The organism is Streptococcus infantis, assembly GCF_019929665.1.
GTDB lineage: Bacteria > Bacillota > Bacilli > Lactobacillales > Streptococcaceae > Streptococcus > Streptococcus infantis_H.
Genome location: NZ_JAHZPZ010000003.1, coordinates 135,329 through 161,000 on the forward strand (window position 1 = coordinate 135,329; position 25,672 = coordinate 161,000).

General features: G+C 38.1%; 20 protein-coding genes. 19 read left to right on the plus strand and 1 reads right to left on the minus strand.

All coding sequences use genetic code 11. The annotated features are described in order from the left end of the window. Positions 1–284: 284 nt before the first annotated feature. The 13 genes from K1I61_RS06340 (at position 285) to K1I61_RS06400 (ending at position 14,665) form a co-directional block, all read left to right on the plus strand. Positions 285–1,562, plus strand: a complete 1,278-nt coding sequence (locus K1I61_RS06340; RefSeq protein WP_223334024.1) for a glutamate-cysteine ligase family protein — start codon at positions 285–287, stop codon at positions 1,560–1,562. Positions 1,563–1,636: 74 nt separating this feature from the next. Next, positions 1,637–3,121: a threonine synthase gene (gene thrC / locus K1I61_RS06345; protein ID WP_223334022.1), complete on the plus strand. Its 1,485-nt coding sequence runs from the start codon at positions 1,637–1,639 to the stop codon at positions 3,119–3,121. A gap of 60 nt (positions 3,122–3,181) precedes the next feature. Then, a complete protein-coding gene (locus K1I61_RS06350) occupies positions 3,182–4,462 on the plus strand; it encodes an MATE family efflux transporter (RefSeq protein ID WP_223334020.1) in 1,281 nt (426 codons plus the stop codon). A 3-nt stretch (positions 4,463–4,465) separates the two neighbouring features. Then, complete coding sequence (locus tag K1I61_RS06355) at positions 4,466–5,080, plus strand: HAD family hydrolase (RefSeq protein ID WP_016466289.1); 615 nt, start codon at positions 4,466–4,468, stop codon at positions 5,078–5,080. 166 nt (positions 5,081–5,246) lie between these two features. Further along, entirely contained in the window at positions 5,247–6,440 is a 1,194-nt protein-coding gene (locus tag K1I61_RS06360) for a LysM peptidoglycan-binding domain-containing protein (RefSeq protein ID WP_006152904.1), read from the plus strand. A gap of 228 nt (positions 6,441–6,668) precedes the next feature. Then, complete coding sequence (locus K1I61_RS06365; RefSeq protein ID WP_223334018.1) at positions 6,669–7,094, plus strand: MarR family winged helix-turn-helix transcriptional regulator; 426 nt, start codon at positions 6,669–6,671, stop codon at positions 7,092–7,094. A gap of 10 nt (positions 7,095–7,104) precedes the next feature. Beyond that, positions 7,105–7,467, plus strand: a complete 363-nt coding sequence (locus K1I61_RS06370) for a DUF1304 domain-containing protein (protein WP_223334016.1) — start codon at positions 7,105–7,107, stop codon at positions 7,465–7,467. A 176-nt stretch (positions 7,468–7,643) separates the two neighbouring features. After that, positions 7,644–9,422, plus strand: a complete 1,779-nt coding sequence (locus K1I61_RS06375) for a phosphotransferase (RefSeq protein ID WP_223335811.1) — start codon at positions 7,644–7,646, stop codon at positions 9,420–9,422. Between the two features lies 1 nt (position 9,423). After that, positions 9,424–9,609: a hypothetical protein gene (locus tag K1I61_RS06380; RefSeq protein WP_223334011.1), complete on the plus strand. Its 186-nt coding sequence runs from the start codon at positions 9,424–9,426 to the stop codon at positions 9,607–9,609. Beyond that, on the plus strand, positions 9,609–11,036 hold the full coding sequence (locus tag K1I61_RS06385; RefSeq protein ID WP_223334009.1) for a cytosine permease: 1,428 nt from the start codon (positions 9,609–9,611) through the stop codon (positions 11,034–11,036). Before K1I61_RS06380 ends, K1I61_RS06385 begins: the two co-directional genes overlap by 1 nt. A gap of 236 nt (positions 11,037–11,272) precedes the next feature. Continuing rightward, positions 11,273–13,051: a phosphotransferase gene (locus K1I61_RS06390; protein WP_223334007.1), complete on the plus strand. Its 1,779-nt coding sequence runs from the start codon at positions 11,273–11,275 to the stop codon at positions 13,049–13,051. Position 13,052: 1 nt separating this feature from the next. Then, the gene (locus K1I61_RS06395) at positions 13,053–13,238 is read left to right on the plus strand and encodes a hypothetical protein (RefSeq protein WP_223334005.1); all 186 of its coding nucleotides are present in this window, start codon (positions 13,053–13,055) and stop codon (positions 13,236–13,238) included. Then, positions 13,238–14,665, plus strand: coding sequence for a cytosine permease (locus K1I61_RS06400; protein ID WP_223334002.1), 1,428 nt, complete (start codon positions 13,238–13,240; stop codon positions 14,663–14,665). The genes K1I61_RS06395 and K1I61_RS06400 overlap by 1 nt, the downstream gene beginning before the upstream one ends. Positions 14,666–14,716: 51 nt before the next feature. Here the strand turns inward: K1I61_RS06400 and K1I61_RS06405 are convergent, their stop codons facing one another. Continuing rightward, positions 14,717–15,574, minus strand: coding sequence for a DUF975 family protein (locus K1I61_RS06405; protein ID WP_223334000.1), 858 nt, complete (start codon positions 15,572–15,574; stop codon positions 14,717–14,719). 116 nt (positions 15,575–15,690) lie between these two features. Between K1I61_RS06405 and tgt the strand changes: the two genes are divergently transcribed. The 6 genes from tgt to K1I61_RS06435 all read left to right on the plus strand — a co-directional run bounded on the left by tgt (position 15,691) and on the right by K1I61_RS06435 (position 25,610). Then, complete coding sequence (tgt, locus tag K1I61_RS06410) at positions 15,691–16,833, plus strand: tRNA guanosine(34) transglycosylase Tgt (protein WP_004250663.1); 1,143 nt, start codon at positions 15,691–15,693, stop codon at positions 16,831–16,833. 134 nt (positions 16,834–16,967) lie between these two features. Further along, the gene (locus K1I61_RS06415) at positions 16,968–18,785 is read left to right on the plus strand and encodes an acyltransferase family protein (RefSeq protein WP_223333998.1); all 1,818 of its coding nucleotides are present in this window, start codon (positions 16,968–16,970) and stop codon (positions 18,783–18,785) included. Between the two features lie 116 nt (positions 18,786–18,901). Beyond that, a complete protein-coding gene (locus K1I61_RS06420) occupies positions 18,902–19,243 on the plus strand; it encodes a metal-sulfur cluster assembly factor (RefSeq protein WP_223333996.1) in 342 nt (113 codons plus the stop codon). A gap of 181 nt (positions 19,244–19,424) precedes the next feature. After that, complete coding sequence (gene pgfS / locus K1I61_RS06425) at positions 19,425–20,375, plus strand: glycosyltransferase PgfS (protein WP_223333994.1); 951 nt, start codon at positions 19,425–19,427, stop codon at positions 20,373–20,375. Next, a complete protein-coding gene (locus tag K1I61_RS06430; protein ID WP_223333992.1) occupies positions 20,365–22,992 on the plus strand; it encodes a YfhO family protein in 2,628 nt (875 codons plus the stop codon). Before pgfS ends, K1I61_RS06430 begins: the two co-directional genes overlap by 11 nt. 20 nt (positions 22,993–23,012) lie before the next feature. Continuing rightward, complete coding sequence (locus K1I61_RS06435; RefSeq protein ID WP_223333990.1) at positions 23,013–25,610, plus strand: YfhO family protein; 2,598 nt, start codon at positions 23,013–23,015, stop codon at positions 25,608–25,610. Positions 25,611–25,672 lie beyond the last annotated feature (62 nt).

The window sequence follows — 25,672 nt, forward strand, 5'->3', positions numbered from 1 at the left end:
AGTTTAAGAAAACTTTAAGACTAACTAAGTATAAACCGTTTTCATAAAAAAATCAACAAATTAAATTAAATTATACAAAAATTATAGGAGTAATGATTTTTAAAGATATTAATATATCAACATTTTTAGAATAGGTTTTAAAAGCAAACATGTAAAATTTAATATAAATTCCAAATCTGTCCTTATTTTGTAAAAAGTTTGTTTTCGACAAGATTATCTCTGATTTTTGGTATAATAGAGAGTAATTTATTTTCTAGTATGAGAAGTTAGAGTGAGAGGTATGTATGTCCCCTTCAATTCAGTTATTAAAAGACCGCTATTTAAAAAATATCAAAGAAAATCCAGATCTCTACATCGGTATTGAGTTGGAGTTTCCTATCGTTCATACGAAAGGCCAACCTACAGATATTGAAGTCAGCAAGGATTTGTTGCGCTTTTTGGTGAATGCTCTCAGTCTGAAAGTTGAAAAAGAGGACCAGGATGGCAATCCAATTCAGCTTGTAGAACCAAAGAGTCAGGACCGGATTCTGTTTGAGGTTTCCTACACGACCTTGGAGTTTGCCTTTGGTAGAGCTCAGGATATCCAAGAGGTTCAAGGACGCTTTGATGCCTATATGAAGGTCATTCAGGAAAAGCTAGGAGAAAAGGATCATGCTATCCAGGGTTGGGGGATTCACCCAAACTGGAATCAAAATGACAATCGACCTGTGGCTTATCCACGCTATCAGATGCTGATGGATTATCTGAGTATGGGGACTCACCAAGAAAGTGCGCATTTACATGACTTTCCGCAATACGGAGCCTTCATCTGCGGGAGCCAAGTCCAGTTGGATGTTTCGACCGATAACTACCTACGTGTTATCAATGCTTTCACACAGATAGAGGCAGCCAAAGCTTTCTTGTTTGCCAATTCTGAGTTCTCTGGAGCAGACTGGGACACCCAGATTTCACGAGATATCTTTTGGGAAGACTCCATGCATGGGATTTATCCAGAGAATGTTGGTGTCAATTCAAAACTATTTCAAGATGAGGATGATTTCTTTGATTATCTCGACCATTCTGCGATTTTTACGGCAGAAAGAGATGGAGAAACCTACTATTTTTCTCCGATTCAAGCTAGAGATTACCTAGCTACTGACGAAATTCCTGCTTATACTCTAAATGGGAAAGAAACTCTTCTTGTTCCTCTAGAAAAGGATTTCCAAACGCACCGTAGCTATCAATTTCAAGATTTAACAACTCGAGGAACGGTCGAATTTCGGAGTGTTTGTACCCAGCCACTAGACCGAACCTTTGCTTCAGCAGCCTTTCATCTAGGTTTGTTGGTGAATCTTGACAAGCTTGAAGCTTTCCTAGAAACAGCTCCTTTCTTTGAAAGTTTTGGTCGTGACTACAAGTCTTTGAGAAGACAATTTTCTAAGAAACATCTCACAGATGAAGAAACAGCTGGGATTGTCCAGTTCTCCAAAGACTTGCTAGCGATAGCAGAGCAAGGACTTGAGATGAGAGGTCAGAGCGAAATGGCTTATTTAGTGCCTTTGAAAGAAGAATTGGGCCTATAATTTTCCGATAAAGGAAGAATTTTCTAAAAAATCATGTTATAATGAATAAGACTATAGATAAAGGATAGAGATTTATGACATTAGTTTATCAATCAACGCGTGACGCGAAAAATACAGTAACGGCCAGCCAAGCAATTTTGCAAGGTTTGGCAACAGATGGAGGCTTATTTACTCCAGTTAGCTATCCAAAGGTGGACTTGGATTTTGACACATTGAAAGACGTTTCTTACCAAGAAGTAGCTAAGCTTGTCTTGTCAGCTTTCTTGGATGACTTTACAGCAGAAGAGTTGGACTACTGTATCACCAACGCCTATGACAGCAAGTTTGATACACCGGCAATTGCCCCTCTTGTCAAACTCGATGGCCAATACAACTTGGAACTTTTCCACGGTTCAACCATTGCCTTTAAAGATATGGCCTTGTCTATCTTGCCATACTTTATGACAACTGCTGCTAAGAAACACGGACTGGAAAACAAGATTGTCATCTTGACAGCGACATCTGGAGATACTGGGAAGGCTGCTATGGCAGGATTTGCAGATGTTCCTGGAACTGAAATTATCGTCTTTTATCCAAAAGACGGTGTCAGCAAGGTGCAAGAATTGCAGATGACAACTCAGACTGGTGATAATACTCATGTCATTGCCATTGATGGAAACTTTGATGATGCTCAAACCAACGTGAAACATATGTTCAATGATGTGGCCCTTCGCGAGAAATTGGCAGCAAACAAGCTCCAATTTTCATCAGCCAACTCTATGAACATTGGCCGTTTGGTACCACAGATTGTCTACTATGTTTATGCCTACGCTCAGCTTGTTAAAACTGGCGAAATTGTGGCTGGTGACAAGGTTAACTTCACCGTACCGACAGGAAACTTTGGAAATATCTTGGCTGCCTTTTACGCCAAACAAATCGGCCTACCAGTTGGCAAGTTGATCTGTGCTTCAAATGACAACAATGTTTTGACAGACTTCTTCAAAACTCGTGTTTATGACAAGAAGCGTGAGTTTAAGGTAACCACTAGCCCATCTATGGATATCTTAGTGTCTTCAAACTTGGAGCGCTTGATTTTCCATCTTTTGGGAAATGATGCGGTTAAGACAGCTGAACTTATGAATGCTTTGAATAACCAAGGTCAGTATGAATTGACAGATTTTGATGCAGAGATTCTTGAGCTTTTTGCAGCAGAGTATGCGACTGAAGCGGAAACAGCAGCAGAAATCAAGCGTGTTTATGAGGCAGATGCTTATATTGAGGACCCTCATACAGCAGTTGCTTCGGCCGTATATAAAAAATACCAAGCAGCTACAGGTGATGTGACTAAGACCGTGATTGCTTCAACAGCTAGCCCATATAAATTCCCAGTAGTTGCAGTAGAAGCTGTAACAGGGAAATCAGGTTTAAGCGACTTTGAGGCCTTGGCTCAGTTGCACGAAATTTCAGGAGTGGCAGTGCCACCAGCAGTTGATGGCCTTGAAACAGCTCCAGTTCGTCACAAGACAACTGTTGCAGCGGCAGATATGCAGGCGGCAGTAGAATCTTATTTAGGACTTTAAAACAGAGGAAGTAAACTCGGTTGGGAAACTAACTGAGTTTCTTTTCATCAGGAGGAAGGATTGTTTAAGAAAAATAAGGATATTCTCAACATAGCTTTACTTGCCATGGGTGAAAATTTCTTGCAGATGCTCATGGGGATGGTAGATAGCTACTTGGTAGCTAATCTGGGGTTGATCGCCATTTCGGGTGTGTCTGTAGCTGGAAATATTATCACCATTTATCAGGCTATTTTTATTGCCTTGGGAGCAGCAATTTCTAGTGTTATATCAAAAAGTTTGGGACAGAAAGATCAGTCTAGACTAGCCTACCATGTGACAGAAGCACTTAAGATTACTCTGCTACTGAGTTTGGTTTTAGGTGTCTTATCCATCTTTGCAGGTCAAGAGATGATTGGTCTTTTGGGTACTGAACAGGCTGTGGCTGAAAGTGGTGGCTTATACTTATCTTTAGTTGGTGGGACAATTCTTCTCCTGGGCTTGATGACTAGTCTAGGAGCCTTGATTCGCGCTACCCACAATCCTCGACTGCCGCTTTATGTTAGTTTTTTATCCAATGCTTTAAATATTGTTTTTTCAAGTGTCGCCATTTTTATCCTTGATATGGGGATAGCTGGTGTAGCTTGGGGAACTATTTTGTCACGTTTGATCGGGGTTGTAATTTTGTGGTCACAATTAAAACTTCCATATATGAGACCGACGTTTGGACTGGATAAAGACCTTCTGACCTTGGCTTTACCTGCAGCGGGAGAACGTCTCATGATGAGGGCTGGTGATGTAGTCATAATTGCCTTGGTTGTTTCCTTTGGGACGGAGGCAGTCGCGGGAAATGCTATCGGTGAAGTTTTGACTCAGTTTAACTACATGCCCGCTTTTGGTGTTGCTACGGCTACAGTCATGCAGGTAGCTCGAGCAGTAGGGGAGAATGATTGGGCAAGGGTGGACAGACTAAGTAAGCAAACTTTTTGGCTGTCTTTCTTTCTCATGTTGCCTTTAACACTTAGTATCTATGCTCTCGGGACACCACTAAGCTATCTCTACACCAGCGATCCTGTGGCTATCAAAGCCAGTGTTTTAGTGACTCTTTTTTCACTTTTAGGGACTCCTATGACAACGGGGACGGTTATTTATACAGCTGTCTGGCAAGGTTTGGGAAATGCCCGACTTCCCTTTTATGCGACAAGTATTGGAATGTGGTGCATCCGTATTGGAACTGGTTACCTGATGGGAATTGTTCTTGGATGGGGTTTGCCTGGTATCTGGGCAGGAACGCTTTTGGATAATGGTTTCCGTTGGATTTTCCTACGCTATCGTTACAAATCTTATATGACATTGAAAGGATAAGAAATGCAAGAAACGGCTTTTATTTGGGATTTAGACGGGACCTTATTGGACTCCTATGAAGCTATTTTGTCAGGGATTGAGGAAACCTATGCACTGTTTTCCATTCCTTTTGACAAGGAAAAAGTTCGAGCTTTTATCTTGAAATACTCTGTCCAGGATTTACTAGTGCAAGTGGCAGAAGAAAGAGGCTTGGATGTTGATAGGCTCAATCAAGTCCGTGCTCAGAGCTTGGCTGAAAAGAATGCCCAGGTCATCTTGATGCCGGGGGCGCGCGAGGTTTTAGCCTGGGCAAATCAGCAAGGAATTCAGCAATTTGTCTACACCCACAAAGGCGATAATGCCTTGACTATTTTACGAGATTTGGGATTGGATGTTTATTTCACAGAAATTTTGACAAGCCAGAGCGGTTTTGCTCGTAAACCAAGTCCAGAAGCAGCGACCTACCTTATCAGCAAATACCATTTAAAACCAGAGCGCACCTATTATATAGGGGACCGTACTTTGGATATCGAATTTGCTCAGAATAGTAGCATTCAGAGTATCAATTTCCTTGGAACTCCGGTGGATTGCAATCATCAGATTTCTTGTTTAGCGGATATTCCTTCTCTCTCTTTATGAAAGAGAATATGTCAGCTTTGTGACAAAAATCATACAAACTATTTCAATTAATGTAGTTTGTTACAGAGCTTAGACAGTTTTATTAAATAGCCCCCAAAGGGCTTTTTTTCTTTTTTCTTTATGTTATGATAGAAAGGTACTACATTTGAAAAGGAGTTTGAATAGTATGAAGAAACGAATTATTTTAGCATCAACAGTAGCTCTATCACTTGCCCCTACCTTGGCGACTCAAGCAGAAGAAATTGTATGGTCACCACGTTCAGTTGAGCAAATTCAAAACGATGTTGCTAAAAGCGAAAATAAAACAAGTTACACAATTAAGTACGGAGATACCCTAAGCACGATTGCAGAGGCTTTGGGAGTAGACTTAAATGTCCTTGCAAACTTGAACAAAATCACAAATATTGACTTGATTTTTCCAGAAACTGTACTGACTACAACTGTGAACGACAATGAGGAAGTAACAGAGGTTGAGATTTATACACCTCAAGAAGTTGGTTCTGATGTAGCAAGTGCAACAGCAGATTTAACAACGAATCAAGTAACAGTAGATGAACAAACTGTTCAAGTCGAAGATTTGACACAACCAGTTGAAGAAACAACGACTACTGTTGAGGAGACAACTACAACAGAAGCAACAACTGGAGTTGTAGCAGAAACTACAGTATCGTCAGAAGCAACAACTGAAGCTGCGGCACCTGTCGTTGAAGAAACAACTACGGTCGCTGAACCAACAACTACAGTTGAGGAAACAACTACGGTCGCTGAACCAACAACTACAGTTGAGGAAACAACTACGGCTGCTGAACCAACTACAACAGTTGAGGAAACAACTACGGCCGCTGAAACAACTACAACAGTTGAAGAAACAACGACTACAGAAGCAACAACTGAGGCTGTAACAGAAGCTCAATCGGCTCCAGCAACTTACCAAGCTGAACCAAGTCAAGGTGCATCAGCAACTTATACAGCACCAGCGGCTCCTGATTATGCAACTATTGCAGCAACAAAATCTGAAAATGCAGGTCTTCAACCACAAACAGCTGCATTTAAAGAAGAAGTAGCTAACTTGTTTGGTATCACATCATTTAGTGGTTACCGTCCAGGAGATCCAGGTGACCACGGAAAAGGTCTAGCGATTGACTTCATGGTCCCAGTTAGCTCAGCTCTCGGTGACCAAATTGCAGATTATGCTATCCAAAATATGGCTAGCCGTGGAATCAACTACATCATCTGGAAACAACGTTTCTACGCACCATACGATAGCAAATACGGACCAGCCTACACTTGGAATCCAATGCCAGATCGTGGTAGCGTAACAGAAAACCACTATGACCACGTTCACGTATCAATGAATTAATAATGAATGAGAAGTTGGGAACTGATTCAGTTTCCGCTTCTTTTTTATTTTCAAATTCTTAGATAGCAAAGATAAACTCCAGACATAAAATTTGGGAACCTAGTTTTCTGGGATTGTGGCTAGGAGATAAATTTAACGGATTGAGCAAAATAGTTGCGTTTTTAATCTGCTTGTATTATACTTGATAAGTCAATAGTTGATGAATCAAATTTTAACAAGGGAATAGAAATGTCAGAAATCAATGAATTACTGTACCAGCTCCATTTAGTAGATCAGACCATTACTCAACTTTTTGAGAAACAATTGGGTATTAGTTTGACCCGCTATCAAATTCTGCAGTTTTTATTGCAAAAGTCGCCGTGTAACCAAACTGCCGTTCAAGAGAAGTTACAAATTGACCAGGCAGCTTTGACCCGTCATTTTAAGGTTTTAGAGTCAGAGGGCTATGTCAGTCGTAAGCGTAATCCAATCAATCAGCGAGAAGTCCTAGTTGAATTAACCCAAGAAGCCAAGAATCAACTATTAGTTAATCCGCCTAAATATCATTTGAAAGTGAAGGAACAGATGGAGAGCATTTTATCGCCGGATGAGCAGAAAGAACTGACAACCTTACTGACAAAACTAGTCTCAGGTTTAGAAAACATAGACTTTTAAGGAGAAAACGATGTCAATCATTATTACTGTTTTAGCAACTATTGTAGCCCTCGAACATTTTTATATCTTTTATTTGGAGAGTATCGCAACCCAATCAGACGCAACCAGCCGAGTCTTTAATATGGAAAAGGAAGAGTTGACTCGACCATCTGTCACCTCACTGTTTAAAAATCAAGGGATTTATAATGCTTTGATTGGGGTGTTTCTTATTTATGGGATTTATTTCTCGCATAGCTTAGAAATCGTAACAATCTTTGTCTTATTTGTCATAGGAGCAGCGACTTGTGGTACTTTAACAGCAGATAAAAAAATCATTCTAAAGCAAGGTGTCCCAGCAATCTTAACTCTTTTGAGTATCTTCTTATTAAAATAAAAACAACCAGCACTTTCTATGAAGGTGCTGGTTTTTAATGTCTGATAGATATGAATAATAAGTTGGTTTATATTTACTATTTTTATTTTTATTTTTATTTTAGTATCGCTTGACAATGGAGTTTGTTCATATTACAATTATTTTTAATAGAAAAATGAACAAAAGAGGTTATCAATATGATTTCAGAAAAACAATTTAAACTACTGTCTTTTTTGCAAGAGCATCCACAAGAGGAGTTTACACAAAGACAGTTAGCGGAACAATTGGAAGTTTCTTTAGGAACAATTAATTCCCTACTTAAAGAAATGAAAGAAGCTAATTGGATTGATCAAGAAGGTCACCTATCTGAGTTAGGAAAAGAAGCTTTAGAGCCTTATCGAGTACAAAATGCAGTGATTATGGCTACTGGAATGAGTAGTCGATTTGCACCATTGTCTTATGAAGTACCAAAAGGATTGTTAAAAGTCAAAGGGGAACGCCTGATTGAAAGGGAAATTGAACAACTACAGGAAGCAGGTATAGAAGATATTACAGTTATTGTAGGTTATTTACAAGAAAAAATGTTTTACCTTGCTGAAAAATATGGTGTAAAAATCGTTGTAAATAATGATTACTATAAATACAATAACTGTTCTTCATTAATGTTGGTTAGAGATCAACTATCAAATACTTATATTTGTTCATCGGACAATTATTTTGTTGAAAACCCATTTGAAAAATATATCTATAGAGGCTATTATTCAACGATATTTGTGGAAGGAGAGACAGACGAATATTGTGCTACCGAAGACTCCAACAACATGATCGTTGATATACAAATTGGTGGGAAAAACACTTGGGCTATGGTAGGCCATGTGTATTTTGACCGCGCCTTTAGTGAAAAATTCGTAAAAATTTTAGAGACTGAGTTTAAACACGAGCCCTATAAAGAACAGCTCTGGGAGGATTACTATACCCGCAATGTTCATGAATTGCATCTAGAAGCTCGTCATTATTCATCGGATATTGTTAAAGAATTTGATTCCTTAGATGAGTTGCGTCAATTTGATGACCGCTACTTGATGAATTCTAATTCTGAGATTATTGATAACATCTGCAAGACCTTGAATTGTGATGCTTCGGATATTGTTCATATTAAACCACTCAAAGATGGTTTAACCAATACATCCTTTAGCTTTGATTGTCTTGATAAAAAATATGTTTATCGTCATCCTGGAAGAGGAACTGAAAAATATATCAACAGATCAAGCGAAGCGGCTTCTATGGAAATTGCAGCAAAACTGCAAATAGACAGAACATTTGTTGCAATGGATAAAAACGAAGGGTGGAAGATTTCAGAATTTATCCCTAACGCTAGACCGCTTAATTATGATAATTGGGATCATGTAGAAAAAGCTATGGGGCTCTTGAGAAAACTACACCAGTCTGGAGAGAAGACAACCCATAATTTTGATTTATTTGTAGGAATTGATGATTTTAGAGAAAAATTGAAGGCTAGCAATCGTTTTGAATTTGATGGACTTGATGAACTTGATAAAAACATTTCAACTATTAGAGAATTTTTAAAACAGGATGACACTGAAAGAGTTTTATGTCATGGAGATTCCTATAGCCCAAATTTTCTCCTAAACGAACAAGAGGAGATGAGTCTGATTGATTGGGAGTATTCGGGTATGGGGGATCCTGCAGGGGATTTAGGCACCTTCATTGGTTGTTCGAATTATACTGTTGAACAAGCTGAGAAAGTACTTGAGATTTACTTGCAAGAAGTTCCAGATACAAAAACAAGACGTCATTATTTAGCCTATGTGGCAGTGACATCTTATTATTGGTTCTTGTGGGCCTTATTCCAAGAGAGTGTTGGAAAACCTGTTGGAGAATTTCTTTATACTTGGTATCGATTTACCAGACAATACGGACAACTTTCATTAGAGTTATATCTGGGAGAAAAATAAGATGAAATCTGTATCTGAAATTGAACAATTGGTAGCAGATGAAACGAAACGAAGACTGGAAGAAATGGAATCTCCAGACTATAATTTTGCGCAACCATTCTTAAAAAAAGATTTTGCTTTGATTGGTGTTATCATTGGGATTAATCTAATCTTGATTATCTTAGCTATGACAGGAGGAATTAAATAATGTCGAAAACAACCGACTTTATTCAACAAGAAACCATAACTGGGATTGTTCCAATGACTAGTAAGGATCGGCAATATTCTTTCTGGGATCTATTCTTATCAACAAGTGGTTTTGCGATTGCAACTTGGTGTTACACACAAGGTGCCTATGTAGCTCAGTACTTGACTTTCAGTCAAATGCTAATTAATATTTTTAGTTTTAATATTATCTGGGTCTTTATTGAATGTCTTCCTATCTTATTTGCAGTCAAATACGGAATTGATTTATGGATTTGGCTTCGAGCGGTTTTAGGGAAGCGCGGAGTGGCATTTTTGTCAACAACAATCAGTTTAGCAAATTTTGGTTGGTATGCAGTTACTGCAAATCTTTTTGCCAGTTCTATGATTCATCTAGCTAATAATTTTGGCCTTGGACTGGAGAAGGGAATTTGGGCACCAATTCTTGGGACACTTTGTGTCTTATTGGGGACCTTGATTGCTCTTGGTGGACCAGAGGTTATAAAAGGTATTAATCGATTTATGGTAATTGCTTTACTAGTTGTTGGATTGATTATCGTTGGAATTTGTTTTGTAGCAGTTCCGATTACTGACATTATGAACGTTCAACCAGCAGTACAAGGAGATTTGAGCCCGCTAGAGCGATTTATGATTTCAGGAGAGGGGAATGTAGCGACTGCCTTTTCTTGGTCGACGCAAGCATTAATTTTACCACGTTTAGCAAAATCAGAACGTAGTGGGTATTGGGCTACTTCTTTATCTTATGGTGTGGTAGCACCATTCTTTGCTGCGACGGGTGGTGTTATGGCTCTAGCTATGTTTGTAAGAACAGGAGTTTACGAGAGTGATCCAACTGCGATGCTTTCAACCTTGAGTACTCCTACCTTTGCTCTTCTTAGTTTATTGCTAGTAGCTTTTGCAAATATTGGAACTCAAGGGACAGGATCCTATGTGAACTGTATGATTGTTAAAAGCGGTATGCCTAAGATGAGCTATAAACTAATGGTTTGGATTGCCATGATTTATGTGAGTGCGTTAACAATTTGGGGTGGCGTAGAAGAATATTTTGGTTCTTTTATCTCGCTTGCAGCTTATATTCAAGGACCTATTATTGGAATGATTGTTGTTGATTATTTCTTGATAAGAAAACGGAAATTAGATTTACGATCAGCTTATTTCTTAGATGGACATCAGGCTTATGAGTTTACTAAAGGATTTAATTTAGTTGGTTTGTCTTGTGTATTCGTATCTTTGTTAGTTGCAGTACTCTTTGTTTATAATCCCCTAACTAAACAAATTCAAAGTTCGATCTTCTTAATTACAACAGGTAGTGGCTTTACGGCGATTTTTGGAGGTTTCCTATATTGGTTAGCAAGCCTAACTCCGTTGAAACATTACATGGTTAAAGATAGAGATCAAGTAACCATTTAAATAAAAACAACCAGCATTGATCTGTACCCCAAAAGTTAGACAGAAAAAATCTAACTTTTGGGGTATTTTGATTATGTGACTATTAGTCCGTCTCGCTCCGTTAGGTGAGAGACAAGAAACCACCCGTTATACGGGGGGATGGTCGATTTGCTTTTTTATTCTAGCAACAGTTGACAAAGAGAAGTGTTCATGTTACAATGACTTCTAACAAAAAACTGAACAAAAGAGGTGTCAGTATGATTTCAGAAAAACAATTTAAGTTTTTGTCTTTCTTGCTGGATCATCCACAAGAGGATTTTACACAAAGAGAATTAGCAGAAGAATTAGGACTTTCTCTAGGAAAGGTTAATTCCTTGTTTAAAGAGATGAAAGAAGCTCATTTTTTTGACCAAGAGGGTCACTTATCTGAGTTGGGAAAAGATGCTTTAGAGCCTTTTCGTGTTCAAAATGCAGTCATTATGGCTGCTGGAATGAGTAGCCGATTTGCTCCGTTATCTTATGAAATTCCTAAAGGGCTGTTAAAAGTCAAAGGACAACGTCTGATTGAAAGAGAAATCGAACAGTTACAAGAGGCAGGTATAGAGGATATTACAGTTATTGTAGGATATATGCAGGAAAAAATGTTTTACCTTGCAGAAAAATATGGTGTAAAAATCGTTGTAAACAATGACTACTACAAATACAACAACTGTTCATCACTAATGCTAGTTAGAGATCAGCTGTCAAATACCTATATTTGTTCGTCAGATAATTATTTTGTTGAAAACCCATTTGAAAAATATATCTATAGAGGCTATTATTCAACAATATTTGCAGAAGGGGAAACAGATGAATACTGCGCGATAGAAGATGCCAATCACATCATTAAAGGAATTCAGATTGGTGGAGAAAACACATGGGCTATGGTAGGTCACGTGTATTTTGACCATGCATTTAGTGAAAAATTCGTTGAGATTTTAGAAAAAGAATTTAAACACGAACCATACAAAGAACAACTTTGGGAGGATTACTATAGCCGTCATGTCAACGAGTTGCACCTAGTAGCGCGTCATTACTCAGCAGATATTATCAAGGAGTTTGATTCCTTGGATGAATTGCGACAATTTGATGAGCGGTACTTGATGAACTCTAATTCGGAGATTATCGATAATATCTGTGAAACCTTACATTGTATCGCTTCAGATATCATAAATATCAAACCTCTAAAAGATGGTCTGACTAATACATCCTTTAGTTTTGATTGTCTCGGGAAAAAATATGTTTACCGTCATCCTGGGGTAGGTACTGAAAAATACATCGATCGTTCTAGCGAAGCAGCTTCTATGGAAGTAGCTGCAAAATTACAAATTGATCGCACCTTTATTGCTATGAATAAAGATAAGGGATGGAAAATTTCAGAGTTTATAATGAATGCGAGAACTCTCGACTATGATAATTGGGACCATGTTGAAAAAGCCATGGAACTCTTGAGAGAACTACACCAATCTGGAGAAAAAACAACTCATAATTTTGATTTAATTGCAGGAATCGATGATTTCAAAGAAAAGTTACAGGAAAGCAATCGTTTTGAGTTTGATGGACTTGATGAGCTAGATCAGTCAATTACAACTCTAGTAGATTTTATAAAGAAAGACAAGGTGGAAAAAGTTCTCTGTCACGGGGATTCCTACAGTCCTAATTTTCTCTTGAATGAACAAGAGGAGATGAGTCTGATTGATTGGGAATATTCTGGTATGGGAGACCCTGCAGGGGATTTAGGTACTTTTATTGGTTGTTCGAATTATACTGTTGAACAAGCTGAGAAAGTATTTGAGATTTACTTGCAAGAAGTTCCAGATACAAAAACAAAACGTCACTATTTAGCCTATGTGGCAGTGACATCTTATTATTGGTTTTTGTGGGCCTTATTCCAAGAGAGTGTCGGTAAACCTGTCGGAGAATTTTTGTACATTTGGTATCGTTATACCAAACAATATGGTCAGCTTGCATTAAATATGTATTTGGAGGAAGATTGAGATGAAAACTGTATCTGAAATTGAACAACTAGTCGCAGAAGAGACCAAGCATAGACTAGAAGAGATGGAATCTCCAGAGTATGAGTTTCCAAAACCATTCCTGAGAAAGGACTTTATCCTAGTAACATTTGCCGTTATCGTTAACCTACTTTTGATTATCCTAGCCATGACAGGAGGAATCCAATAATGTCAAAAATGAATGACTTTATTCAGCAAGAAACCATAACAGGTATTGTACCGATGACTAATAAGGATCGTCAATATTCCTTCTGGGACTTATTCTTATCAACCAGTGGTTTTGCGATTGCAACTTGGTGCTACACGCAAGGTGCCTATGTAGCTCAGTACTTGACTTTCAGTCAAATGCTGATTAATATTTTTAGTTTTAATATTATCTGGGTCTTTATTGAATGTCTTCCTATCTTATTTGCAGTCAAATACGGAATTGATTTGTGGATTTGGCTCCGAGCGGTTTTAGGGAAACGTGGAGTAGCCCTCTTATCAACCGTAATTAGTTTAGCTAACTTTGGTTGGTATGCTGTTGCTGCAAATCTGTTTGCAAGTTCTATGATTCATTTGGCGAATAGTTTTGGACTTGGACTTGATAAGGGGTTATGGGCACCGATTCTTGGGACACTCTGTGTCTTCTTGGGAACTTTAATTGCTCTTGGTGGACCTGAAGTCATTAAGTGGACAAACCGTTTCTTGGTTATCGCATTGTTACTTGTAGGTTTGATCATCGTAGGTATTTGTTTCGTAGCGGTACCAATTGCAGATATTATGAATATTCAACCAGCAATACAAGGAGATCTAACTCCTCTTGAACGCTTCATGCTTTCAGGAGAAGGAAACGTAGCCTTCGCCTTTTCTTGGTCTACTCAGGCTCTTGTATTGCCACGTTTAGCTAAAACAGAACGTAGCGGTTATTGGGCAACAGCCTTGTCATATGGTGTAGTAGCGCCTTTCTTCGTTGCGACGGGTGGTGTTATGGCTCTAGCTATGTTTGTAAAAACAGGAGTTTACGAAAGTGATCCAACAACCATGCTTTCAACACTAAGTACTCCAGCCTTTGCTCTCTTGAGTTTATTACTAGTAGCTTTTGCCAATATCGGAACACAAGGAACAGGGTCTTATGTAAACTGTATGATTGTCAAGAGTGGGATGCCTAAGGTAAGCTACAAGTTAATGGTTTGGATTGCCATGGTTTATGTAAGTGCTCTGACAATCTGGGGTGGAGTGGAAGAATACTTTGGCTCCTTCATCTCTCTTGCAGCCTATATTCAAGGTCCTATTATTGGAATGATTGTTGTTGATTATTTCTTGCTCAGAAAACGCAAACTTGATTTGCGCTCAGCATACTTCCTTGAAGGCCATCAGGCATATGAATTCACAAAAGGCTTTAATCTCGTTGGATTATCTTGTGTATTCATTTCACTAGTTGTAGCTGTACTATTTGTCTACAATCCAGTAACTGCTCAAATCCAGAGCTCAATCTTCTTGGTTACAACAGGTAGTGGATTTACAGCGATTTTTGGTGGCTTCCTATATTGGTTAGCAAGCCTAACTCCGCTGAAACACTACATGGTTAAAGATAGAGATCAAGTGACTATTTAAATAAAAACAACCAGCACTTTCTATGAAGGTGTTGGTTTTTAATAACTGCTGTTAAACGTTTCTCCGTTTGATTTCAAGTAGTCTTTGATAGAAGAAGATTTGGCTACTATAGATATAAGGGAAGATAGAGATACTTGCGATTCCAAAGCTAATCCAGATGAGGATATACCAAGGAAGTAGCTGTAAATCAAGGACAAAGCGTTGGAACTTATAGCCTTTCATGAGAAAGCGGCTGGTATGCAGCACGCGGCTAGGTTTGGCAATTCCGATTGCAAGGCTGTCACATAAAAGTAGTTCAACTTGGGAATAGGCATAATATTGTGGCAGATAGATAATGGTTCCCAAAATCATTACTAGGACGCTACCAAAGAAATAGAGAGCGAAAGTCAGTAGGAAGTGTTCGATATCTGGATTTGTCACGTCGACAGATGGAAATTCGGGATGAAGTTCCACAAATTTACGAGCCATAGCACTGCTATAAAAGAGCAAATAGACTCCAAAAAGATTAGGGATGCTCCATAAAAAGAGGTAGAAACGCTTGAGTAATAGAGTTAGAAATGTCTGGGTAAAGAAGCGGTTGTCAAGCAAGGACAGACTATCTTTAAAGGAAAGCTCTATCTCAGAAATTCTGTAAAGATTAATCGTGGTAAAGAGAGCACCAGCTAGGATGATGGAACTTGTAAATCCAACGGCTATCGGAAAGAGAGCAGACTGGATTGTGATCCCTAGAAAACTCAAGAAGGACTGTTCAAGAATGCCTTCATCAAGTAAGGATAAAGGTCTGATAAAGCTCGATAGAATCAAGAGAATACTTGGTAATAAAAAGACAAGCAGCAAGCGAGGGTGCTCGGCTTGAAATTGTCTAGCCTGCTGGCGAACTTCTTTTAAATTAATTTTTGGGTACTTCATTCTTTCATTATACCATAGTTCGTGACAGTTCCTGTTTTTTTTGATAGAATCATACAGTATGCCCTTGTGCACAAAGTAAGAACTGGGACTGTCTTTCCCAGCTTCGGAGGTAAAAAATGTCAGATTCACCAATCAAATATCGATTGATTAAGAAAGAAAAACATACGGGAGCTCGTTTGGGTGAGATTATCACACCACATGGGACCTTCCCAACGCCTATGTTTATGCCAGTAGGGACTCAGGCAACGGTCAAGACTCAGTCGCCAGAAGAATTGAAAGAGATGGGTTCAGGAATTATCCTATCCAACACCTATCACTTGTGGCTTCGCCCTGGGGACGAACTCATTGCCCGTGCTGGAGGTCTTCACAAGTTCATGAATTGGGACCAACCAATCTTGACAGATAGCGGTGGATTTCAAGTGTATTCTCTAGCAGACAGCCGTAATATTACAGAAGAAGGGGTAACCTTCAAGAACCACCTCAACGGTTCTAAGATGTTTCTTTCACCTGAAAAGGCCATTTCTATTCAAAATAATCTGGGCTCAGATATCATGATGTCCTTTGACGAATGTCCCCAATTTTATCAACCTTATGATTATGTGAAAAAATCGATTGAACGTACTAGCCGTTGGGCAGAGCGTGGTTTAAAGGCTCACCGTCGTCCGCATGATCAAGGGCTATTTGGGATTGTACAGGGGGCAGGATTTGAAGATCTTCGCCGTCAATCAGCTCATGATCTTGTAAGTATGGACTTCCCAGGCTACTCTATCGGAGGACTAGCAGTTGGAGAAACACACGAAGAGATGAATGCAGTTTTGGACTTTACGACCCAACTGCTTCCTGAGAATAAACCTCGTTACTTGATGGGAGTAGGAGCGCCAGATAGCTTGATTGATGGTGTTATCCGTGGTGTCGATATGTTTGACTGTGTCTTGCCGACTCGTATCGCTCGTAACGGGACTTGTATGACCAGTCAAGGTCGCTTGGTAGTCAAGAATGCTCAGTTTGCGGAGGACTTTACACCACTTGATCCAGAGTGTGATTGCTACACATGTAAGAATTATACCCGTGCTTATCTACGCCATTTGCTTAAAGCAGATGAAACCTTTGGTATCCGCTTGACAAGTTACCATAACCTGTATTTCTTGCTCAATCTGATGAAGCAGGTTCGCCAGGCTATCATGGATGATAATCTCCTGGAATTTCGTGAACATTTTGTTGAAAAATATGGTTATAACAAGTCAGGGCGAAATTTCTAAATTTAGCTTGAAATCAGCTAAAAATCCTAAGTTTTATCTTAGGATTTTTCTGTTTTTTTTGATAAAATAAAGGTACTATGGAATGGAAGTTAGATGGCTTTTTTGCCAATCTAATGAATGGAGAATAAACTCGTATGCGTATTAAATGGTTTTCCTTGATTAGGATTACAGGTTTGCTTTTGGTACTCTTGTATCATTTCTTTCAGACAATTTTCCCAGGAGGTTTCTTCGGGGTTGACGTCTTCTTTACCTTCTCAGGTTTTCTGATCACATCACTTTTATTAGAAGAATTTGGACAAAAAGGGAAGATTGATATCTTAGGATTTTTTAGAAGACGTTTCTATCGGATTTTTCCACCGGTTGTTTTAATGATTCTTGTCATCATGCCATTCACCTTCTTGGTTCGCCAAGATTATGTGGCAGGAATTGGTGGGCAGATTGCCGGTGTTCTAGGATTTATGACTAACTTCTATGAAATGCTGACAGGAGGAAGTTATGAATCTCAGTTTATCCCTCACCTCTTTGTTCACAACTGGAGCTTAGCTGTTGAAGTTCATTATTATATCTTGTGGGGCTTGGCAGTCTGGTTCCTATCTAAGCGAGCGAAATCAAGCGGACAACTACGAGGAACAATCTTTCTACTTTCATCAGCTGCCTTTATCGTCAGTTTCCTTTCGATGTTTATCGGTAGTTTTATTGTAAGTTCTTACTCAACAGTATACTTTTCAAGCTTAACTCATGTGTATCCATTCTTCTTAGGTAGTGTGCTTGCTACCGTAATAGGGGTTCGTCATGCAACGCCACTTCTTAAACGTTTGAATAGAAGCTTGGATTTGAAGCAGACTTTGCTAATCTTTGGAGCTGGGCTCGGAGTCTTGCTATTACTGACCTTCTTTGTGAAATTTACATATCTATTTGCTTATTTACTCGGCTTCTTGTTTGCAAGTTTAGCAGCGCTTCTGATGATTGTTGCGGCACGCGTTTTGCATGAGAAAACACCGACTATCAAAGAACCAAAGATTATCAGCTTTTTAGCGGATACCAGCTATGCTGTCTATCTTTTCCACTGGCCGTTCTATATTATTTTCTCACAGTTAATGGGAAATATTCCGGCAGTGATTTTAACCACCATCTTCTCTTATATCTTCGCAACCCTTTCTTTCTATGTCATCGAACCTTTAGTAGCAGGAAAATCTACTGATCTCTTGCAAAAGGCAAAAGAAATTCCGCACATTAAACCGGTCTTTGCTGGTAGTGCTGGAGTACTTGGTCTGATTACCGTTGTCGTGATATTGATAGCCCCTCAAGTCGGTGCATTTGAAACGGATTTGATGGTTAATGGTCTCAATCAGGCGCAAACCAATATGAACCGAACAAAAACCATGGCAGATCAAGCAGAAGCTAGTCGCTATAATATAGCTGAGGGTGTATCCATCATTGGAGATTCGGTAACCTTGCGTGCTTCAGAGGGACTAAAAGAAGTCTTGCCAGATGCGCAGATTGATGGTCAGGTCAGTCGAACTACCAAACAGGCAAATGAATTGATGCTGAATTACAGTCAGAATAAAGCCTTGCCTAAAATTGTAGTCATTGCGACTGGCGTTAATAATCCTGAAAATTATAAGGCTGATTTGGATTTGCTGATAACAAATCTTCCAAAAGGACATCAACTTGTCTTAGTAACTCCTTACGAGGGAGACACAACGCAGGAAACGCAACCTTATGTTGAGCAGTATGCAAGCTATGCGCGTGAACTGGCACAAAAATATCCTTATATAGCACTAGCTGATTGGAACCAAGTGGCTAAAGATCATCCAGATATTTGGAAGGGAACAGACCAGGTTCACTTCGGTAGTGATACGACCAAGCAGGATGAAGGAGCTAAACTATACGCAGAAACCATTAATGCTGCCGTTAAAGCTCTCGCAGACAAACCTGTCAAATCAAAATAATCACTAAAAAGTAGAGGTTGTATCTCTACTTTTTGCTTTAAAGAGAATTGGGAAAAACTTGCCAAATTGTCAGAATTATGAGAAAATAGGAGCAATCAAAAAATGGAGGGAATGCAATGAGAGAAGACATCAAGATTAATGACCGCGCTCTAGCCTTAGAAGACCAAATCATTGAAGTACTCGAAAAAGTATATGATACAGATGTAGAACTAGATGTATACAATCTCGGATTGATTTATGAGATTCATTTAGATGAGGCTGGACTTTGTACGATTGTCATGACCTTCACCGATACTGCCTGTGACTGTGCAGAAAGTCTGCCAATCGAGATTGTAGCAGGTTTAAAACAAATTGATGGGATTGAGGATGTCAAGGTTGAGGTGACCTGGTCTCCTGCATGGAAAATCACACGTATTAGCCGCTATGGACGTATTGCCTTAGGGCTACCCCCGCGTTAAATAATAGAGGGATATGGGATGAATTATGAATCGGGATTAAAGACCCGATTTGTATTTTCCTTTTTTTGTTTATTTAATTTTATACAATAAACAAAAAATTTTGTTAAGAGTAGCCACTTCACTCAAAAAAATGTTATTATAGTAGAAGTGATTATAATAAAAAGAATAAGGTAGGATAGATATGAAATTATCTGTAGTCATTCCGTTTTATAACGAAGAGAATATGATTCAAAAAATGTATGATGAATTGGTTAAAGAAATCAATCAAATTACAAAAGCGGAATTTGAAATTATTTTTATTAATGACGGTAGTAAGGATCGTACTTTTGAACGTATGTTAGCCATCGCAGCTGGCGATTCACGTGTTAAATACATCAGCTTCAGTCGAAATTTCGGGAAAGAAGCTGGAACTATTGCAGGACTTGAATATGCAACAGGAGAAGCAGTTATTCTAATGGATGGAGATTTGCAGCATCCACCAGCAATGCTTCCACAAATGATTGAAGCTTATGAGCAAGGATACGATGTTGTAAGTGCTCGTCGTACACGTACAGGAGAAAAACGTCACCGTACTTTTTTAGCTAAACATTTTTATAAACTTGCCAATAAAATGATGGATATCGAGCTAATGGACGGAGTCTCTGAATTCCGATTGTTTAGCCGTAAAGTTGTAAACGCCATTATATCTATGCAAGAATACAATCGTTTTTCTAAAGGTATTTTTGCTTGGATTGGCTTTAATGAAAAAGTTATCGAATATGAAAACCAAGTTCGTACTGTCGGTGAAACAAAATACTCGTTGAAGTTCTCATTGAACTATGCGATTCAAGGGATTTTATCGTTCAATGATAAACCGCTTCGTATGTGCATTAACTTTGGTTTATTCTGTTTATTAATCTCATTAGCATACGTTCTTTGGACATTTGTTCAATACTTTGTAGCGCCAGATTCACTTGTGAGTGGGTACTTTACAACGATTTTCTCTGTCGTGCTCTTTGGTGGAATTCAATTGATTTCTATTGGGGTACTCGGAGAATATATCGGTAAGATTTATTATGAAGTGAAGAAACGTCCACATTATCTTGTTGACCAAACGAACATTACTGTGAAAGGAGAGCAAAATGACGACTAAGAAAAAAGTCTATCTAGCAAGTTTTATTGCACCTATAGCCATCATGTTTGTGGCTTGGGCTATTGATGGCTTCTTTCCTTTCGGGACAAAGTCACTCATGGCGGTTGACTTTAACGCACAGTATATTGGCTTATATGCTTATTTCAAACATTTATTTTTAAATGGCGATTGGAGTAGTTTCTTCTACTCTTTCTCTAAATCCATTGGAGGTGGGATGTTAGGGATTTGGGGCTTCAACTTGTTGAGTCCATTTAACTTACTCTTTCTATTAACCTCTGAAGAAAATTTCCAATGGGTGGTTCCAATTGTTATTGCCTTACGTTATGGAGCGATGGGATTAACCATGGCACATTTCTTGATTAAACGTTATGATGGATTAAAGAATAAGGCCTACTTGGTTCCAATCGTCGCTACCATCTACGCATTAAATGGGTTTAATGTTAGTTATCAAATGAACCCAATTTTCTATGATGGAATGATCATGCTTCCATTAGTTTTAATTGGGGTTGAACAAGTACTAGATAATAAGTCTCCAAGAGGCTATATTGGCATGCTTGCCTTATCTCTCTTTGTACAATTTTACATGGGTTATATGACCTGCATTTTTGTGGTCATTTATGCTTTGTTCTACATTATTCGTTCAGAGAACTTAAGAAATAAAAAGGTTATTCTAACAAGAATGGGGAAATTAGCTGCTGCATCTATACTAGCTGTTGGAATAGTATCAGCTGTATTGCTCCCAATTCTGATTAGTTTGGTATCAACAAAAGGGGGCTTGCAAAGCACTCTGAGATTTGATTGGAAGTTACAAATCAATCCGTTTGAGATTTTAGCAAAACTCTTTTTAGGAGCTTTTGATAATACTTCTTGGCCAGCTGGACCTAACTTGCCAAATATATATGTGGCTAGCTTTGGTTTACTAGGAACACTTTATTACTTTATTTCAAGTAAGATTTCAAAATGGAGTAAAATTGCAGCAAGTTTTGTTCTCGTAGTGTTTTTGATTTCTTGTGCCCATGAATTTACAAGTAAGTTGTGGCATATGGGACAAAATCCTGCTGGATTTTTCTATCGCTTCTCATGGATTATTGCTTTCTTTTTAGTTTATTTAGCTTATCTAAGTCTACGAGAAGTAGAAAGATTTACTAAGAGAGAAGCTAGCTTCCTACTGATTAGCGGTGCAGTTATCTTTTCTATTGTACAGTTACAACAACACTCTTTCTTAACAGTTTGGCAACGTCTTGCAACGATTTTGATTTTTGTGGTTTTGCTTGCAGCTTTATTCTATCCTAAAGTGAAACACTCTTGGATGATTATAGCCGCTTTAACTGTGGTTGAGTTGACAGCTAATGCAGCACTTGTTCAATCACGCGTTGGCTATACAGACGCTTATAAGTATCACGATGCAGTTTTACAATTAAAGGAAGCGATTAATCCAATTAGACCTGACCACAGTGATTTTTACAGAATTAACAAATCATTTAATTTAAGTAAGAATGATCCATTTATGGTGGATTATCCGGGACTATCGGTTTTCAGTTCCAACCTGGAAAATAGTACACGTGATTTATTTGACCGTTTAGGAAACAACGGAATTAATGCAACGACCTACTATCAAGGAACTCCGTTCCAAGATGCGCTCTTCTCAGTAAAATATCTAGTTGCTCCAAAACCAGTGCTTAAAGAGGACTATCCTGATACATCCAAACTGTATGTATTCGGAAACATGGTAACGCGTAAAGATATTACGACAAAAGCACCTGTTTATGAAGCTGCTAGAACAAAGACATTCGAGACAGGTTTGATTTTGCCAATTGCTTATGGTGTTAATGATGCAACGGTGAATGTAAAATTAGAGAACCATCAACCGATTCAAAATCAAAATAAGATTGTACAAGCTATGGGGGCAACGAGCGAAAATTATTTAGCTGCACTCGGAGCAAATGAGATGAAATTGGATAATATGGAAGTTGTAGATCCGTCTAAACCAGAAACCTATAAGCGTATTGATTCTTCAAAACCAGGAACGATTACCTATCATTTAGTACCTCAATCTGCTGAGGATTATTGGGTAGCAATTCCGCAAATATTATCTCATACAGACAAAAATAAAATTCGTGTCATGTTAAATGGCAAAAATTATGAATTCCAAGATAAATTCCAACAAATGCAATTTATTCAAATTGCACATAATTCAGTTGGTCAACCTACAGATTTAACGATTGAAATTGATTCGGATAATGAATATAATTTATCTGGACTGCGCTTGGCTCGTTCTAATGCTGCTCTAGCAAATCGTATCATTCAAGAACGTCAGCTGCAAGGAATAAAATTAACTCATTGGGATAATCGTAGTTTTAAAGGAACAGTTAATATAACTGATGACAGTACTTGGATGATGACCAGTATCCCATATGAAAAAGGTTGGACTGTTAAAGTAGATGGAAAAGTAGTTGAAACTGCTAAAGTTTGGGATAGTTTGTTAGCCTACAAGATTACACCAGGTGAACATACAATTGAAATCAGCTACTTGCCAGCTGGATTTGTTGCAGGTTTTCTAATTTCAATCTTATCAACCTCTCTTTATGGATTTGCAATTTATAAAAAATGGATTTAATTTAGTAGGAGTAGACTATAATGAAAATTTCAAAAATGAAATTAAAATTTAGTTCGCTATTCTTTGTTCCATTTATGGGTATGTTAGGAGTCTTCCTTTGTTTAGGGTTGACTCCCTTTTCACAAAATTCGGTGCATAGTGGAGATTTTCTTTCACAATATTTTCCGCTTTATATCGGATTACATAAACTATTTTGGAGCGGCGATTTTAGCGGTCTGTTTTGGTCCTTCTCTAAATCCCTGGGAGGAGCAATGCCAAGTGTATGGGGCTTTAATAGTTTAAGTCCTTTCACGTTTTTATACGTAATTTTTCCAATTTCGACATTTCATATTTTGAGTTATGTGATTCCACTCATTCGCTTTGGAGTAATGGGAGTGGCGTTTGGATATTTTCTTGAAAAGAAATATCAAGGTATTAGCAAAAATTACTGGCTTTCATTAGGTTTATCTACATCTTATGCGCTTAGTGGATTTATTGTATCTCAGCATTTCAATCCCAACTTTTTAGATAATCTAATTTACGTTCCTATCATTCTTCTTGGTATTGAAGAAATCGTAGAAGGAAAACGATCACTTAAATTACCGATTTTCCTTGCAGTCAGCTTGATTACGAATTTCTATACAGGGTATATGATGTGCCTTTTTGTGGCTCTATATGCATTCTATGCTGTTTTTTCAAAGAAAGCTTCCTTGAAAGACTACCTATTGAAAATAGGTAGGGTTGCATTGTTTGCAATGATTGGAGTAGGACTTGCAATGTTCTGGCTGCTACCAGTCTTTGGTGCCTTGGTAGAAAGTAAGGCAAGTGCAGGAAGTACATTTGAATGGTCTTCTAAAATCGTAAATGATCTTATAACTTTTCCTCAAAAATTTATTTTAGGCTCTTTTAGTGAAAAAGAGTGGGGGGACCCAAAAGCCTTACCGCACCTTTTCATTGGAAGTTTAGGTCTTTTTGGACTGTTTGTTTTCTATGTAAAAAAAGAAATTTTCCTTCGTAGCAAATTATCTGCAACATTCGTATTGTTGATTTTATTACTTTCCTTCAATATTCAAGGCTTTGATCAGATTTGGCATATGGGGCAACGTCCGGTCGGTTTCTACTTTAGAAATTCTTGGATTGCAAATGCCTTTATGTTGGTCTTAGCTTCCGAAAGTTTGATGAAGTGGAAAAATAGATTCCAATTTAATGAATTTTTGGTAGCTCTTATAGGTTTTGGGTCGATTTTATTGTTCTCAATGCTTGCTACACTTTCTTATGTAGAAACATTACAGAAAATACTTGCATTTATTATTTATAGTATCGTTTTATGTGCATTCTTTCTAACAAAGGTCGATTTATCTCGAAGACTACAAATAGTAACCGGAGTTGTTATTGTAGAGTTAATATTGGGTGCGTTTATTGGACTGAAAAGAGTACCATTTTTCGTTAGTAATTCTAGTTTGAAGACTCAAATGGAGTATGCGATTGCTTTTGATGAAGAAGGTTATAGTAAATTAAATCAATTTACACGTCTGGAGATGAATAAGGGATTGTCGCATGCCAATTTCCCGATTGCTTATAATTATAATGGTGCCTCTCACTTTACATCGAGTTTAGAGCATACATTAATTGAAGAATTTAGTCACTTAGGACTTCCTGCCTCACAATCAGTTGTAAACTATACAGGGCGAAATATTATTTTAGATTCTATGTTTGGTTTTTCGCGGTTTATGATGGGTGGCGATGAAAATAAAGTCTTTGCGGATATTCGTGGTTTATATCAGAAAGAAGGAACCTTAAAGAACTTTGCTGTTTATCAAAATCCATATGCCCTCTCCTTGGGATATTTAACAAATAAGGATCTTGCAACAAATGTAAACTTTGAAAAGCACAAACCTGTTAACAATTTAAATCAATTGTTACAAGTTGTGGGAATTTCGGAGAAAGAAGGTCTTAAAGAAGTAAGTGTATCAGAAGCTCATGTTGAAAATTTAACGAAAAATGGTGACAAATATACAATTACTAAAGAAGGTACTCCGGTAAAAATTGAATGGCAATTATCTCTTGAACCAAACAAGTTGTACTTTGTCGAAATTCCAGAAAGACAAGCCGGTTCAGTCATTAAATCAAAAGTGTTGGTAGACGGATCAAGTTATCCTTATGAAAATCGATTCCGAGAAAATCAATTATGGGTGGTTGGAAATGGAAACTTAAACAAAACGCTCACATTTACAATTGATGAAGGAAAAGCCAAAGAATGGGATATTCGTGATTTTAAATTCTATTCAATCGATATACCAACTCTAACCAAAGCTTTGGAACAGTTTAAAAAAGCAAATGACATCACCATTGATTCCTATTCAAATTCAACAGTGAAAGCACACGTTAATGTTACAAATAGTGAACAATCCTTTGCGACTTTCACTATTCCATACCATTCAGGTTGGAGTGTAACAGTAGATGGTCAAGCTCAAGAAGTTCAAAAATCGCTTGGTTTCTTTATGGGTGTATCACTGACGGAAGGAGAACATGAGATTGTATGGACATATAATCCTCCAGGGTTAAACTTCGGAGTAATGCTTTCACTAGCTTCTCTTATTCTACTCGTTTTCTTGTGGAAAAAACAAAAAATAGAATAGCTGACATACTCTGCGGCTATGATACTAGAAAAGGATGAAGTTCTTATGAACTTCATCCTTTT